This window comes from Kribbella albertanoniae (assembly GCF_004348455.1).
Classification (GTDB): domain Bacteria; phylum Actinomycetota; class Actinomycetes; order Propionibacteriales; family Kribbellaceae; genus Kribbella; species Kribbella albertanoniae.
The window spans coordinates 1-13,870 of record NZ_SMKA01000080.1 but is presented as its reverse complement, the minus strand read 5'-3'; the positions used below and the strand labels follow the sequence as shown (position 1 = coordinate 13,870).

Genomic DNA, 13,870 nt, shown 5'->3' with positions numbered 1-13,870 from the left:
GGGGTAGCGCTCCCCAGCGCCGTCGTACAACACGCGCCCTTGGAATCCAGATGGGTGGGGGCTTCCGCGCGATCCGGTACGACGTTGAGCACGGGTCAGCCACGTGCGCGCCCGGAAGGTGGTTGATGGGTGCTCAAGGTGCGCTGGTCGGGCGACCTTGAGCACAGCTCGACCGTTTCGGCGGGCATCACGTGGCTGATTGGTGCTCAAGGTGGCCGCGCCCCGGCGATCACGTCCCGACGTTGCGACGGCGGCACCGTGATGCCGCGTTGACGAGCCTCAGCCAACTGGCCTTGGGGCGACACCCCTGGATGCGTCGGTTTGGTTTGGTGGGTGGGGTGCCTGAGAAGATGGCTCGGTGCGGGCGAAGCGGGTGGTACTGGTTGGCGGGTTGCTGCTCGCGGCCGTGCTTGGCATCGGCGGGGGCTACTACGCCGGCGAGCTGACCAAACCGCCGTACCCGGTGGCGTCCGGAGTGCCTGCTCCCTTGGGCGGAGTAACGGCTTCGCCGAGTACGGCGCCGCTGCCGCAGAAGACGCCGAAGCCGAACGGGTACGAGGCTCTCTTCGCTGATGATCTGAAGTTCCATTGGCAGACGTACGACGTCGAGATGCCGGACCAGCCGTCGGTCCGGTTGCGGATGCGGGTGCCGATCGGGTGGAAGGAGTCGGTGACCAACAAGGGCGAGATCAACGTCACCGATCCGAGAGGCGTGCGATGGATCCGGCTGGCGACCGTCTACCCGATCAAGCTGTCCCCGAAGCAGAAGCGGGACCAGTTGATCCCCGGGCTGAAGGCCAACGTCTCGTACGAGAACACCTTGAAGCTGCTGGGGCAGTCCGATGACAGCATCACCGGCACGGACGGCCAGTCGCGGCGGGTGTCGGTGCTGAGGTACTCCTACATTCCGAAGGACTGGACCCGGCCGGTGATCGTGCAGTACGTCAACACCCCCGGCCAGGACGGCGCGAACGTCGAGATGTCCGTCACCGGACTGCCGCAGGACCAGAAGGCCCTCGATCGGATCGCCGAGGAGGCGGCCGCATCGGTCACGCCGCAGGACTGAGACAATCTCAGTTGGCACTGGTGGAGTTTCACGGAATTGTTACGCGGCTGATGCAACCTTGAGCCGGAGTCCGCGGTCTTCTCCAGTAGACGGGTTTCTGGGGAGGTGGGGCTGGATGGCACGTCGGGGGACTGCACTGCTGGCGTCCGGACTGGTGGCGATGATCGCCGTCGGCGGCGCCGGCGGCTACGGCGTGGGCTGGCTGACGGCTCTCGACCGCTCAACCTCAGCCACCGGCAAAGCTATGCCACTCGGCCAGATCAAGGCCGTGACACCCCAGGGCCCGAGCTCCACACCGGACCCGACGGATCCACGCATTCCGATCCCGGACAACAGCAAGCCACTGCGGGTGAACGAGCTGAGCTACCAATCTCAGACCTTCACGGTCAAGGGCACGCTGCAGTCCGAGATGACTCTGGATCTCCCCGACAACTGGGGCTACATCGCCCAGGACCCGCCGAACAACGCGCGCTTCAACGAGCCCATCGGCAAGCGCTGGGTGCGAGTCGAAAGCGGCTTCCCGCTGACTCGGCCGCCGGCTGTCTCGATGGCGATCCGGGCCAAGAAACTGCTCGAACTACCCAAGAACCAGCACGTCACGATCCTCTCCCAGGTCGACGACGGCGACACGGCCACCCTGACCTACAAGCACGTGCCGGGGCGCGCGCTGTCGCCGAATCCGATCTTGCGCTACGGCTTCATCCGCTGGGTCGCGGACGAGAGTGGTGACGTCATGGTAGAAATCGCCGTCACCGGGCTTCCGCAGGATGCCGCGGCGTTGCGCGACATCCTGGACCACGCCTCGGAGAGCGTCGTACGACGCGACACCCCGCTCGCCCCGTCCTAAGCGCGCAGGAACGGCAGCAGGCAGTTCAGCGTCTCGGCTGGGGCTTCCTCGGCCATGAAGTGGCCGGCGGCCATGGTGGCGCCGGTGACGTCGTCTGCCCATCGGCGCCACAGCGCGACCGGGTCGTCGTACCACTCGGCGACCGCCCCCGCCGGATCCCACACCGCGAGCACGGGGCAACTGATCCGCCGTACGCCGCGATCTTCCCGGTCGAGGGCGTCGTCGATCGTCGCCGCGGCGCGGTACTCCTCGCAGATCGCGTGCACCGTCTCCGGATCCTCGAAATGCCGGAGGTACTCCGCCCGCACCTCCGGCGGGAACGCGTCGCCCGCCGACCATCTGTCGAGCAGATGGTTGACGAACACCTCAGGTGCCCGCCCGATCAGCGTCTCCGGAATCGGCGCCGGCGCTGCCAAGAACGACCAGACCCAATAGCCCAGCGCGAACTCCTTGTCAGCACGCTCGAACGCGTCCCCGGTCGGTACGACGTCCAGTACGGCGAGCCGCGTGACGACCGCCGGATCGTCGAGCGCCATCCGGTAGGCACACCGCGCGCCACGATCGTGGCCGACGACCGCGAACTCGTCGTACCCGAAGGTCTGCATCACCGCGACCTGTTGCCGGGCCAGCGCCCGCATCGAGTGCTCGCCCGAAGAGGTGCTGTCTCCGAAGCCACCCAGATCCGTGGCGACCACCGTGAACTCGCGCGCCAACTCCGGGGCAACCCGGTGCCACATCACGAGGGACTGCGGAAACCCGTGCAGGAGCAGGACAGCGGGACCGTGCCCGCCCCGGCGGCCGTGGATGGTCGCGCCGGAGACGGGTACGTCGAACTCGTCGAACCCTTCGAACATCTAGGCCCGGTACCCACCGGGCCGAGGGGTCAGCAGTCGACCGGCCAGATGGTGCGGAAGATGCTGGAGCGCAGCCGGTAGAAGCGGCGGCGGGTGGACTGGATCAAGGCAGGGGACGGACGGAGCCGTTCCGTGGTGACACGCACAGGGGTTTCCTCAGACAGGTCGAGCGACAGGGGCAGGCGCTCATCCCCCCTGTGGCCCGATCAGCCGGTGAACCTGACCGAACTGGCGATTTTGCGGGCCAGATCGCGGTCGTCACCCGGTATCAGAACCTGGATGAGCATCGAGTCGTTGGTCCCCGTCACCACGACTCGTTGGAGGAGCATACCCCTGCCCGGACCGCAGTTCTGCCAGACCTGCTCGCTGTACGCAGTGTCGCCCTGACCCCACGGAGTCGGCTCTTCCTTGATCTCGCACTGGAAGTTGTCGTCGGTGCTGAGCTTGAACTGCTGGGCCTTGACCCCGGCCGCGCCGACGAATATGCCCGCGCTCGATCCCCAGTCGCCGTTCTTACTGATCCGGACCGCCGGTGACTGTGTCTTGGCGCCCGGTGGCAGCCACGGCTCCTCGGCGACCGACTGCAGCCAGCCGCGTGGGACCTCGAGCGCGAAACTGCTGTAGCTGACGCCGACCAACTGGTTGGCGGACAGGTACCGCTGGCCGAAGAAGCCGGCGCCACCGCCGACCAGCAGGGCCAGTACGGCGGCGATCACCCAGCGGCCGCGTCGTCGCTTCCGGGGTTTCGCGGGAGCCGTGGTCTCGCCGGAGATGCCGAACGCTGCGGCATCGACAGTCGCGGAGGAGCCCGGCGTACCGGACTTCACCGTCGCGCTTCCAGCAGACGCCTTGAACCCGACCGTTTCGGCCGAGGCGGAGACCGATTCTGGTGCTGAAGTCTCGGCGGCCTTGGCTTCGGGAGGTTGGGCTTTCTTGGACTTCGGCCGCTTCTTGCCGGTCTCCTCGGGAGCCGTAGTCGCCAGGGCTGCAGTGGGGTTGGCTGCGGTCTCATCGTCGGCCGCGACCGTTTCGCCGGACTTGACGATGGTCGGCTGGTTCGCGTCGCTGAGAGCAGTGACCTCGCCCTCATCGGACGACGCCTCGCCGATCGTGATGGTTGCGCGGGTCTTCGCGACGAAGCCGTGGGTGGTCTCGTTGAGCCCGCCGACAAGCTCACGGGTGAACGTCGGCACGTCCGGCCAGCGCTTGGTCCGGTCCGGGTCGAGCGCACGCACGATCGCGGCGTCGATCTGCTCCGGCAGTGCGAACCCGAGGGAACTCGGGGGCGGCGGGGTAGTCACCCGGCCCGCGGCACCCAGACCGTCCACCTGGTGTGGCGAGCGGCCGGTGAGGGCGGCGTACGCGACGGCGCCCAGCGAATACTGATCGGCGCGCTGGTCGAGGCGCTCACCCATCGCCTGCTCGGGAGCGACGTACGACGGGGTGCCGCCAGGCAGCGTGATCCTCGACACCTCATCGAGGGACTTGCCGAGGCCGAGGTCGGACAGGACCGCACGCTCACCGTCGTCGGTGCTGCGGAACAGCACGTTCGCCGGCTTCACGTCACGGTGCAGCAGGCCGCGCCGGTGCAGCGCCTGGAGCCCACGGCCGACCTGTACGACGACGTCGACGGCCACCGCGAGCGGCAGCGGCTCCTTCTTCAGCCGATCGGCGAGCGTGCCGCGGTCGGCGTAGGTGAGGACCAGGAACGGTCGGCCGTCCTCCAGCTCGCCCACATCGTGGACCTGGACGACGTGCTCGGACTCGACCCGGCGCAGGAACCGGCCCTCCTCGAGGAACCGGCGGCGGACGGTGTCGTCGTGCCCCCAGTTGTCGGCGAGCACCTTGATCGCCACCTCGGCGTCCAGTTGCTCATCGTGAGCAAGCCATACCGTAGCGAAACCGCCTGAGCCCAGGCGTCGGCGCACGACGTAACGGCCTAGTCTGGTTGGGACCCCCATACAAGGCATTATGTAGTACGGAGAGTCCCTGACCGGGGCCGAGACAGTAAAGGCGCAGATGAGCGAGAGCACCAGCCCGACCGACGACCTCGCCAAGCTGGCCGAGCAGGCCCAGGCGGGCGACAAGAACGCGATGGACGACCTGCTCCGGCTGGTCCACCCGCGCGTCCTGCGGATCTGCCGCAGCGTCCTGCCCTATTCGGCGGACGCCGAGGACGCGGCCCAGGAGGCTCTGCTCAACATCGCCACCAAGATCAACTCGTTCTCGGGCCGCAGCAGCTTCTCGACCTGGGTGCACTCGGTCGCGGCCAACTCGGCCCGCTCGACCTACCGCAAGCTGAAGCGCACCGCCCAGGCGGCGCACAACCCGGAGACAATGGAGAAGCCCGACCCCCGGACGACCTCCGTCATCGCCGGCACCCGCCTGGACCTCCTGGAGGCCCTGGAGACGCTCGAACGCAGCCGCCCCCAGATGGTCACCCCGCTGGTCCTCCGCGACGTCTACGGCCTCTCCTACGAGGAGATCGCCGCCGAGGTCGGCGCCCCGCTGGGCACGGTCAAGTCCCGGATCCATGACGCCCGCGAGGTCGTCCGGCCGCTCCTGCGTCCCAAGGACTGACCCTCCAGATCTGACCGCTCACGCCCCCGGTGAAAACCGGGGGCTTTTGCGTTCCCGCGATCAGTCGTACAGTTCGTACTGAAACAGTCGTGTCAGTGGAAGCGGCGGTGGGCGAATGGACGGCGAACTCCGGGCGAGCCGCGCCCTGCGGTGGCGATGGTGGCTGGACGACGTGCGCGAGGTGCTGCGCAGACACGAGCAGGTCGTGCGACTGCACCTGGAACGCACCTACCGATGGGGGCGCGGATGATCGTGATCGTGTGCTCGGTGTGCGACCGGCGCAGTCTGCTGCCTCTGAGCATGGTGACGGGACTGACGCGCTGGGTCGCTCTCGACGGCGAGGTGATCCACGAGCTCAACTACACCTGCTGGTGCGGTGCCCCCGGGGTCAAGGTGGTGCAGCGGGTCCGGACGCCCCGATGAGGGCTCCCGTTCCTCGTGGTCCTGTGCTCAGATGGGGGCATGAAGAAGCTCATCAACGACCCTGCCGATGTTGTGAGTGAAGCGCTGGCCGGTATGGCGGCAGCGCATCCGGACCGCTTGCGGGTGGATCACGAGAACCGGATCGTCTATCGCAAGGAGGCGCCGCGACCGGGGAAGGTCGGGCTGATCTCCGGGGGTGGATCCGGGCACGAGCCGCTGCACGGCGGGTTCGTCGGGCTGGGGATGCTGGATGCGGCGTGTGCGGGTGAGGTGTTCACCTCGCCGGTGCCGGACCAGATGATGGCGGCGACGAAGGCGGTCGACGCGGGCGCCGGCGTACTGCACATCGTGAAGAACTACACCGGCGACGTGATGAACTTCGAGATGGCTGCCGAGCTGGCCGCGGCCGATGCCGGTACCGAGGTGCTGTCGGTGGTGACGAACGACGACGTGGCCGTCCAGGACAGCCTCTACACGGCCGGTCGCCGGGGCGTCGGCGTGACCGTGCTGCTGGAGAAGATCGTCGGCGCGGCAGCCGAGGAGGGACGCTCGCTGCAGGAGGTCGCCGATCTCGCGCAGCGGGTCAACGACAACGGCCGCAGCATGGGGATGGCGCTGACGTCGTGCACGGTCCCGGCCGCGGGCAAGCCGACCTTCGACCTGGCCGAGAACGAGATGGAGCTCGGGATCGGCATCCACGGCGAGCCCGGCCGGCAACGGTTGCCGCTGGCACCGGCTCGCGAGGTCGCATCTCTTCTCGTTGACCCGGTGCTGTCCGATCTTCCTTATACACAAGGCGATTCGGTCATTGCTTTCGTCAACGGCCTTGGCGGTACGCCGTTGCTCGAGCTCTACCTGATGTACAACGAGGTGGCTCAACTGCTGGACCGCGCGGGTATCACCGTCGCGCGCTCGCTGGTCGGCAACTACATCACCTCGCTGGAGATGGCCGGCTGCTCGGTCACCCTGCTGAAGGTCGACGACGAGCTGGTCCGGCTGTGGGACGCCCCTGTTAACACTCCCGGTCTACGGTGGGGCGCATGATCGACAAGTTCACCGACTGGTTGCGTGATTCGGCGAAGGTGCTGCACGAGAATGCGGCGTACCTGACTGAGCTGGATTCGGCGATCGGGGATGCGGATCACGGGGCCAATATGGACCGTGGGTTCGCGGCCGTGGTCGCCGTACTGGACGAGACCTCGTTCGACTCGGTCGACGAGTTGCTGAAGAAGGCCGGGATGACGCTGGTCAGCAAGGTCGGCGGAGCCAGCGGGCCGTTGTACGGAACGTTCTTCTTGCGTTTCGGTACGGCGCTCGCGGGGCTCTCGTTGACGCCGGAATCGATCGGCACAGGCCTGCGGGCCGGAGTTGACGGCGTACTGGCGCGTGGCAAGGCCGAACTGGGGGACAAGACCATGTATGACGCCTGGGCTCCTGCTCTCGATGCGTACGACGCTGCCGTCGCGGGCAGCGGTGATCTCGGGGCCGCGCTGAAGGCTGCCGCGGAGGCGTCGGCGAAGGGGCGGGATGCGACCGTGCCGCTGGAGGCTCGGAAGGGCCGGGCTAGCTACCTGGGTGAGCGGAGTGTCGGTCACCAGGATCCAGGTGCGACCTCGACGACGCTGTTGCTCGAGTCGGCTGCACGGACGCTCGCATGATCGGCATCGTGGTGGTTTCCCACAGCCACGCACTGGCGACCGCGGCCGTCGGGCTGGCGGCCGAGATGGTTGCCGCCGACAACCGACCGGTGATCGCGGTGGCGGCTGGGTTGGACGAGAAGACGTTCGGCACGGACGCGGTGGCGGTCTCCGAAGCGATAGCGGCGGCGGATTCGGCGGACGGCGTACTGGTGCTGGTGGATCTGGGGAGTGCGGTGCTGAGCGCTGAGCTGGCACTGGAGTTTGTCGATCCCGAGGTGGCTGCGCGGGCCCGGTTGACGAGCGCTCCGCTGGTTGAGGGGTTGGTGGCGGCAGTCGTCACGGCGTCGACCGGCGCGTCGCTGGATGCGGTTGCTGCTGAGGCTGAGCGTGGGTTGCTGGGGAAGCAGGAACACCTCGGTTCCGGCCCCACTCCGGAGCCGGCCGCTGCGGTCGAGTCCGGGCAAGGCATTGAAGTTGTCGTGAGCAACAAGCACGGGCTGCATGCGCGCCCGGCGGCACGGCTCGTCGGGCTGGTGAACGGCTACGACGCTCGGGTGACGGTGACGAATCTGGACACCGGTCATGGGCCGGTCGACGCCGGCAGTCTCAGTATGGTGGCGACGCTGAACGCGATCCGTGGGAACCTGCTGCGGTTCGCCGCCGACGGCCCGGAGGCGGACGAGGCGCTGGCCGCGATCAACGACCTGGCCACGGAGAACTTCGGCGACGACGAGCCAGCCCGCTTCCCCGCACGCCTGGGCGCGCCGGTGGAGGGCGACAACGGTGGTTCCGGACTGGACGTCGCCTTCGGTCCGGCCGTGCTGGCCGGAGACCCTGTCGACATCAGTCGCTATGTTGCCGGTGACAACGAGTCTGCGCGCTTGGCAGCAGCGGTCGAGACGGTCGCCGACGAGCTGCGGAGACTGCGCGACGCGAGTCCGGATCTCGGCGGGATCTTCGAGGCACAGCTCGCACTCCTGACCGATCCGCAGCAGCTGAAGGAGATTCGCGAGGTCCTGGACCGCGGGGCTTCGGCGGTGAATGTCTGGCAGTTGGTGTTCGACCGGCTCGCAGAGCGGTTCGAGGCACTGCACGATGCGTACCAACGGGAGCGTGCACAGGACGTTCGGGCGGTGCGTGACCGGGTGCTGCGGCATCTGACGGGCACCACGGAGGACAGCCCGATCCAGGTCGAGACCGAGCAGCCGGCCATCCTCGTCGTACCGGAATTGGATGCGGCGACGGCGGCAACGCTGGACGGACGGCGGTTCGCGGGCGTTGCGATTCGGGCGGCCGGGACCACTGGGCACGGCGTGATCGTGGGTCGGTCGCGCGGGATCCCGCTGATCACGGGGATCGGCGACGTGGCCGTGCCAGCCGGCGCGGTGATTGCGTTCGATGCCCGCAAGGGCTCGTTCGAGATCGAGCCTGATGTGGCACGGGTCCGGGCGACGATCGCCGAGCGCGAGGCCGAGCAGGAGCGAGCGGCCGCGGAGGCACAGTTGCCGGCCACGACGATTGACGGCCGCACGGTTGCGGTGCTGGTGAACATCGGAACGGTGCAGGATGCGCTCTCGGTGCGGGGCGCGGACGGATCCGGGCTGGTGCGGACCGAGCTGCTGTTCGGCGAGCGCCGGACGGCGCCGACCGTCGCCGAGCAGGTCGAGGCGTTCCGCGCGATCGCCGCGGCCCTGCCGGGCAAGCCGATCACGATCCGCACCTGGGACGTCGGCGGCGACAAGCCGCTGCCGTTCCTGCCGCTGGACGAGGAGGCCAATCCGTTCCTCGGTGAGCGCGGGTTGCGAGCCTTCCGGCGCCGGCCGGAGTTGCTCCGCGACCAGCTCGAGGCGGTCCGGCAGATCGCGGCCGAGATGCCCGTGCACGTGATGTTCCCGATGGTCACCACCGCCGACGAGGTCGCCTGGGCACTGGACGAACTCGGACCGCGCCCGGACGGCCTGAAGGTCGGCATCATGATCGAGGTGCCCGCGGCCGCCCTGCGTGTTGCCACGCTGACCGCGGACCTGGACTTCGTCAGCATCGGTACAAACGACCTCACGCAGTACGTCACCGCGACCGACCGGACGAATCCGGCCGTGGCTGCGCTGGCGGACGGGCTGGACCCGGCCGTGCTGCAGCTGGTCGATCACGTCGTCCGCAACGCCGGCGTACCGGTGGGAGTGTGTGGTGACCTGGCCAGCAACCCACAGGCCGCCGTCATCCTCGCTGCTCTAGGTGTGCATGAGTTGAGTGCTATCGCTCCGCAGGTGCCGTTGGTGAAGGCCAGACTGCGAGAGGCCGATCTCAGACTGATCGACACCGCCGCAGTGCTGGCTGCGCGTGATGGCGATCAGGTGCGCGCGCTGCTGTAGTAGCGGAGCTCGACCAGGTTGAAGCCGGACGTGCGCTGTGGCTTGGCGGGGAGCGTGTAGCTCTCGCCAGGCTCCAGGTAGGTCACGTCCGGGTTCGCCAGGTCCAGGTCGACCACCAGCGCCGGGTACGCGCCGGTGCGCCAGGTGTAGGACTCCCCTGCGTCCGGAGTCACGTGCTGCACCCGTACGTCGTCCTCGTCGACGACCACCTTCGCCGGGAGCTCGCCAACCCCGGCCTCGGCGGTGTCGGCCGCGGTGTACGGCTCGCCGGACGCTTCCTCACCCAGGTCCAGCAGCTCGATCAGCCGGTTCAGGTACGGCGCGTCGCCGTCGTTGGTGAGCATGTGGACCGGAGACACCGGCCGGTAGACCGAACCGCCCACCGTCTCGCTCAGCTCGCGCGCCGGGCTCCCGTCGAGCCAGTCCATGTGACACGGGGAGGTGGACAGGCAGAGCACGACGTACGGGTTGTGGTGCAGGTGCCAGCCCTGCGCCTCCCCCGGCGCCAGTGCGACCTCCCAGACGCGGACACGGGAGTTCTTCAGCAGCACGCGGGTCCCGATCTCACCGAGGACAACCTCGGTGCCGTCGGGGGCGGTGGCGGTCGTGCCTGCGGTCATTGAGTGTTCTCCTCGATTGGTCGTTCCATGGCTACGCCTGCCAGTACGACGCCGTCCGGCATCGGTAGCTCGGCAGGCGCCACTTCGACGAACCCGAACGCCTTGTAGAGCGGCACTCCGGGCAGCGTCGCCATCAGAGCCAGCTTGGTGAAGCCCTCCGCACGCGCTGCCTCGGTGCACGCGGTCAGGATCGCCCGGGCCAGTCCCCTGCGTGTCCAGTCGCTGCGGACGAACATCGCGCGGATGCGAGCCGGCTCGGTCGCCGGATCCAGCAGTCGCTCGTCGGCGCCCGCCGTACTGGCGTTGAACAGCTTGTTACGCCGGCTCCAGCCACCGCACGCCACGATCTCCCCGTTGACCTCATGCACGTAGTACGTGCCGTCGTCGATCAGCGCGGGGTCCAGCGTGGTGATGTGCTTCGCCGCACTGGCTGTCTCGACCGCGTCATGGAACGCCGGAAACAGCTCCAGCACCGACGCACGTCCCAGCTCCGCCACCGCAGCGCTGTCCTCCCGCACCGCCAACCGCAACACAGGCTCCACGCCCCCAGGCTAATTCACCCGGCGGCGAGCCCAGGACCAGACCAGGTAGTTCCACACCACCGCTCCGCCGACAAGCAGCAAGCCGAACACGACATCATCTACGTCGTCGTGGCCGCTGATCAGCGCCAAACCCATCAGCCCGAAGAACACCGACACGATGGACGTGCAGCCTGCCGCCCCGGACCGCCACCCTGGTGCGGGCTTCCCCTTCGGCTCCTGGTCGAGCGACGGGGTCGGCAGGCCTTCAAAGACTGCGTCGAGATCGCGGCGCGTGGTCGCGGCGTACAGCAGGTCGGTCCGGCGCTGCAGCTCCGTGATGTCGATCCGCCCGAACCCGAACTGCTCAGCCAGCGTAGTGGAACACGCCGCCCGCTCGCTGTCACTCAGCCGCTGCCTCGAGCGGACCTTGGCGACCGGTTGGCGGCGTCCCTGTACTGCCTGCGTGGCCGCCGCGCCCAGCACCTTCCCCATGGCGGTCATCGGCGACTCGGCGAACTCCCGGACCAGCTTCAGCCGCCCGACCCCGCCTTCGGTCAGCTCGTACTCGGTCGCCACGCCGTCCTGTTCCAGGCGGGCCACGAAGGTTTCCGCGATCAGCTTGTCGAGCGCCGCCCGTACGTCGTTCGCCGGCGCACCGGTTCGCCGTACCAGCTCGTCCTGCGTCAGCGCAGTGTGCTCCAACTGCTCGACCAACGCCTGCTCCAGCGCCGGATTGCCCGGCCGTGGCGGCGGCGTCTCCCCCGCCCAGGTCCAGGTGAACAGCGGTTCCTTCTCCGGCACCTGCGGCTCTTCGCGCGGCTGACCGCGCCACTCCTGCACGGCCCGAGCCTCGGAGTACCCACGATGGTTCTTCAGCCGCTTCACACCAGTCATCGTCAACCGGAAGGTCGCCGGCTCAGCCCCCTGCGGCTGGCGAGCCACAAACCCCCGCGCAACCAACGGATCGAGCACCGACTGCACAGCGGTCTCAGACACCCCAGACCGCCGAGCCAGCTCCCCCTGAACGAGCTCCGCCCCCTCCAAATGCGCCAACACCGCAAACTCCAGCGCCGAGTTCCCCACCCGTACCCCCTCAATAGCCCCAGACCCTCATCCTCTCGCAGGACGAGGGTCCGGGGCTGCCTTACCCGAATGCCAAAAGCAGCAGTCCGCCGGAGAAGGTGGGCCGGCTCGGCACCTCATCTCACCGGCCGCGCCGCACCCATGACCGGAGCCGTTGCCACACCGGCGTCGTCGGAACCTTGTCCATCGGGCGCGGCGGACGCACGGGCGGCGGGGGTGACGGAGGCGGCAACTGCTGGAGCGCAACGAAGGCCAGCTTGCCCGCTGCACCGTCCGGCGTGGCAAGGAGACTGCGGACGAACTGCAGCCGGCTCCGACCGGCCGCCGTGAGGAAGTAGGTGTCCGGAAGGTCATCCTTCGGCCGGCGGCTCACGCAGTCCCAGGCGACCAGTGCCTCCAGAGCCGGCCGGATCGTCCCGACTGACGTCTGGGTCCGCAACGCCAGCTCAGCCTCGGTTCTGCCGTCGTACTCCAGCTCCCGCAGTACCGCATGCTCCCGCCCTGCCCGCTTGGCGGTGTTCGCTGCACGCGCGTCTGCCTCGGCGCCCGCCCATTCCCACCTCACCCTCCCTGGACGCGGTGCCTCCTCCTCCCGGGCGGAAGCTGCCTGCTCCCAGTCGTCCGCAGCCTGCTGCTCGGAGAAACCACGCAGCCGCATCAGCCGCGCGGCTCCACGCTGCGTCAGGTGATGGCTGGTCGGTTCCTGCTCGTCCGGCAGCGCGGAAACCAGCCCGTTGGACACTAGTTCGTCGAGAAGGCGCTGTACGGCGTTCTCCGACGCTCCGGTCCGGCGGGCTAGCTGTGCGCAGATCAGGTCGGCGTGTTGCAGATGCGCCAGAACGGCGAGCTCCAGCGCTGTAGTCCCCACCTGGACATTTTCACGCAACGGCTCGATGCGGGGCGCCTAAGGAGTGTCGGGCTCAGCGCGGCGTAAAGGTCACCGTCGATTCGGTGCGAACGGCCGTCAAACTCCGCATCGCTGCCCCGGTGGAGCGGCAACTTCCTCGATTTCTCTTGCCTGTAAAGGCGATTTGCCTCGTTATCGTTTCGTGACTATAGTCGAACACATGTTCGAGGAAGACTTGTCAACGCTTTCGACGGCCGACTTGCTGGAGTCCGCCGCCGAGGAACGTGCGGCCGAATCCCGGTCGGCCGCACGCTCCCTCGTTCATGCTGTCGTGTACGCCGACCGTTTCCATCCCGACGTCTGTCCGGATCGTCCAGGCCGTCGCGTGAGCGATGGCCGCGAGCGTGCGGTGGTGCTCGGCGGGGACGGCTGCCCACCGATCATGGAGTTCTGTGTCTCCGAGTACGGCGCGGTCGTGGGGGTCTCGCCGGGAGTGGCACGCGACTATCTCGCGAACGCACTGGCCTTGCGGGCCCGGTTCCCGTTCGTCTGGGCCCGGGTGCAGGCGGAGAAGGTCACGGCCTGGAAGGCGCGCAACCTCGCCCGCGACTGCGAGAAGCTGTCCCTGGAAGCTGCGCTGTACGTCGACAAGCGCGTCGCGCATTTGCTGGACACGATCTCGCCGACCCGGCTGGCCAAGATCATCAAAGCCGCGAAGATGCACGCCGACCCCGACCTGGCCAAGGCCGAGGCTGCCGAGAAGACCAACGAGCGCGGCGTCTGGGTCGGCCGCTCCGACGAGCACGGCACCAAAACCTGCGTCATCAAGGCGTCCTCAGCGGCGGTCCGCCGACACAAAGCGAAGATCGACGAGATCGCCGACGCCCTGCTGTGCCAAGGCGACAAGCGCCCCGTTCAAGCCCGCCGCGCAGAAGCAGTCGGCATCATGCCCGACACCGCCTTCACCAACGAACTCCTCGCCCAAGCCCGCGAATACCAGCGCACCAACCCCCCACC

The 13,870-nt window shown here is 68.2% G+C and carries 16 protein-coding genes and 1 pseudogene; 11 read left to right on the top strand and 6 right to left on the bottom strand.

Annotated features, from left to right (window positions below; all coding sequences use genetic code 11):
- Nucleotides 1–129: 129 nt before the first annotated feature.
- From E1261_RS45345 to E1261_RS18890, 3 genes are all read left to right on the top strand, one after another.
- Nucleotides 130–273, top strand: a complete 144-nt coding sequence (locus tag E1261_RS45345; protein ID WP_165952562.1) for a hypothetical protein — start codon at nt 130–132, stop codon at nt 271–273.
- A gap of 85 nt (nt 274–358) precedes the next feature.
- Nucleotides 359–1,066: a hypothetical protein gene (locus E1261_RS18895; RefSeq protein ID WP_132408202.1), complete on the top strand. Its 708-nt coding sequence runs from the start codon at nt 359–361 to the stop codon at nt 1,064–1,066.
- A gap of 115 nt (nt 1,067–1,181) precedes the next feature.
- Nucleotides 1,182–1,913, top strand: a complete 732-nt coding sequence (locus E1261_RS18890) for a hypothetical protein (RefSeq protein ID WP_132408201.1) — start codon at nt 1,182–1,184, stop codon at nt 1,911–1,913.
- Here E1261_RS18890 and E1261_RS18885 read toward each other — a convergent pair.
- Both E1261_RS18885 and E1261_RS46425 read right to left on the bottom strand, forming a co-directional pair.
- Nucleotides 1,910–2,767, bottom strand: a complete 858-nt coding sequence (locus tag E1261_RS18885; protein ID WP_132408200.1) for an alpha/beta fold hydrolase — start codon at nt 2,765–2,767, stop codon at nt 1,910–1,912. The two genes, E1261_RS18890 and E1261_RS18885, sit on opposite strands and share 4 nt — an antisense overlap.
- A 206-nt stretch (nt 2,768–2,973) precedes the next feature.
- Nucleotides 2,974–4,728: a serine/threonine-protein kinase gene (locus E1261_RS46425; protein ID WP_238176297.1), complete on the bottom strand. Its 1,755-nt coding sequence runs from the start codon at nt 4,726–4,728 to the stop codon at nt 2,974–2,976.
- 58 nt (nt 4,729–4,786) lie between these two features.
- On the opposite strand from E1261_RS46425, the gene E1261_RS18875 reads away from it, so the two are divergent.
- The 7 genes and pseudogenes from E1261_RS18875 (at nt 4,787) to E1261_RS18860 (ending at nt 9,782) form a co-directional block, all read left to right on the top strand.
- Nucleotides 4,787–5,347, top strand: a complete 561-nt coding sequence (locus E1261_RS18875) for an RNA polymerase sigma factor (RefSeq protein WP_132408199.1) — start codon at nt 4,787–4,789, stop codon at nt 5,345–5,347.
- Nucleotides 5,348–5,462: 115 nt separating this feature from the next.
- Complete coding sequence (locus E1261_RS46890; protein WP_272948588.1) at nt 5,463–5,597, top strand: hypothetical protein; 135 nt, start codon at nt 5,463–5,465, stop codon at nt 5,595–5,597.
- A complete protein-coding gene (locus E1261_RS45340; RefSeq protein ID WP_165952561.1) occupies nt 5,594–5,770 on the top strand; it encodes a hypothetical protein in 177 nt (58 codons plus the stop codon). Before E1261_RS46890 ends, E1261_RS45340 begins: the two co-directional genes overlap by 4 nt.
- A 39-nt stretch (nt 5,771–5,809) precedes the next feature.
- Nucleotides 5,810–6,814 carry a dihydroxyacetone kinase subunit DhaK gene (gene dhaK / locus E1261_RS18870; protein ID WP_132408198.1) on the top strand — a complete coding sequence of 335 codons (1,005 nt, stop codon included), beginning with the start codon at nt 5,810–5,812 and terminating at the stop codon, nt 6,812–6,814.
- Entirely contained in the window at nt 6,811–7,428 is a 618-nt protein-coding gene (gene dhaL, locus E1261_RS18865) for a dihydroxyacetone kinase subunit DhaL (RefSeq protein WP_132408197.1), read from the top strand. Before dhaK ends, dhaL begins: the two co-directional genes overlap by 4 nt.
- A pseudogene (gene dhaM, locus E1261_RS47035) lies at nt 7,425–7,835 on the top strand (dihydroxyacetone kinase phosphoryl donor subunit DhaM); the annotation flags it as partial. The gene dhaL and the pseudogene dhaM, both read left to right, overlap by 4 nt.
- A gap of 54 nt (nt 7,836–7,889) precedes the next feature.
- Nucleotides 7,890–9,782, top strand: a complete 1,893-nt coding sequence (locus E1261_RS18860) for an HPr family phosphocarrier protein (RefSeq protein ID WP_338033935.1) — start codon at nt 7,890–7,892, stop codon at nt 9,780–9,782.
- On the opposite strand, the gene E1261_RS18855 is transcribed toward E1261_RS18860, so the two are convergent.
- From E1261_RS18855 to E1261_RS18840, 4 genes are all read right to left on the bottom strand, one after another.
- Nucleotides 9,761–10,402 (bottom strand): cupin domain-containing protein, encoded by a 642-nt coding sequence (locus E1261_RS18855; protein ID WP_132408195.1) that lies wholly within the window; start codon nt 10,400–10,402, stop codon nt 9,761–9,763. The two genes, E1261_RS18860 and E1261_RS18855, sit on opposite strands and share 22 nt — an antisense overlap.
- Nucleotides 10,399–10,944, bottom strand: coding sequence for a GNAT family N-acetyltransferase (locus tag E1261_RS18850; protein ID WP_132408194.1), 546 nt, complete (start codon nt 10,942–10,944; stop codon nt 10,399–10,401). Before E1261_RS18850 ends, E1261_RS18855 begins: the two co-directional genes overlap by 4 nt.
- A gap of 9 nt (nt 10,945–10,953) precedes the next feature.
- Nucleotides 10,954–11,979: a DUF1707 domain-containing protein gene (locus E1261_RS18845; protein WP_165952560.1), complete on the bottom strand. Its 1,026-nt coding sequence runs from the start codon at nt 11,977–11,979 to the stop codon at nt 10,954–10,956.
- Between the two features lie 148 nt (nt 11,980–12,127).
- Entirely contained in the window at nt 12,128–12,874 is a 747-nt protein-coding gene (locus E1261_RS18840; protein WP_132408192.1) for a methyltransferase family protein, read from the bottom strand.
- A 199-nt stretch (nt 12,875–13,073) separates the two neighbouring features.
- Between E1261_RS18840 and E1261_RS18835 the strand changes: the two genes are divergently transcribed.
- Nucleotides 13,074–13,870, top strand: a 797-nt coding sequence (locus E1261_RS18835; protein WP_132408191.1) for a hypothetical protein, incomplete at its 3' end; no start/stop codon positions are given.

Coding starts and splice junctions, on each gene's coding strand:
- E1261_RS18890 (WP_132408201.1), top strand. CDS start 1,182: ATGGCACGTCGGGGGACTGCACTGCTGGCGTCCGGACTGGTGGCGATG.
- E1261_RS18885 (WP_132408200.1), bottom strand. CDS start 2,767: ATGTTCGAAGGGTTCGACGAGTTCGACGTACCCGTCTCCGGCGCGACC.
- E1261_RS46425 (WP_238176297.1), bottom strand. CDS start 4,728: ATGGGGGTCCCAACCAGACTAGGCCGTTACGTCGTGCGCCGACGCCTG.
- E1261_RS18875 (WP_132408199.1), top strand. CDS start 4,787: ATGAGCGAGAGCACCAGCCCGACCGACGACCTCGCCAAGCTGGCCGAG.
- E1261_RS46890 (WP_272948588.1), top strand. CDS start 5,463: ATGGACGGCGAACTCCGGGCGAGCCGCGCCCTGCGGTGGCGATGGTGG.
- E1261_RS45340 (WP_165952561.1), top strand. CDS start 5,594: ATGATCGTGATCGTGTGCTCGGTGTGCGACCGGCGCAGTCTGCTGCCT.
- dhaK (WP_132408198.1), top strand. CDS start 5,810: ATGAAGAAGCTCATCAACGACCCTGCCGATGTTGTGAGTGAAGCGCTG.
- dhaL (WP_132408197.1), top strand. CDS start 6,811: ATGATCGACAAGTTCACCGACTGGTTGCGTGATTCGGCGAAGGTGCTG.
- E1261_RS18855 (WP_132408195.1), bottom strand. CDS start 10,402: ATGACCGCAGGCACGACCGCCACCGCCCCCGACGGCACCGAGGTTGTC.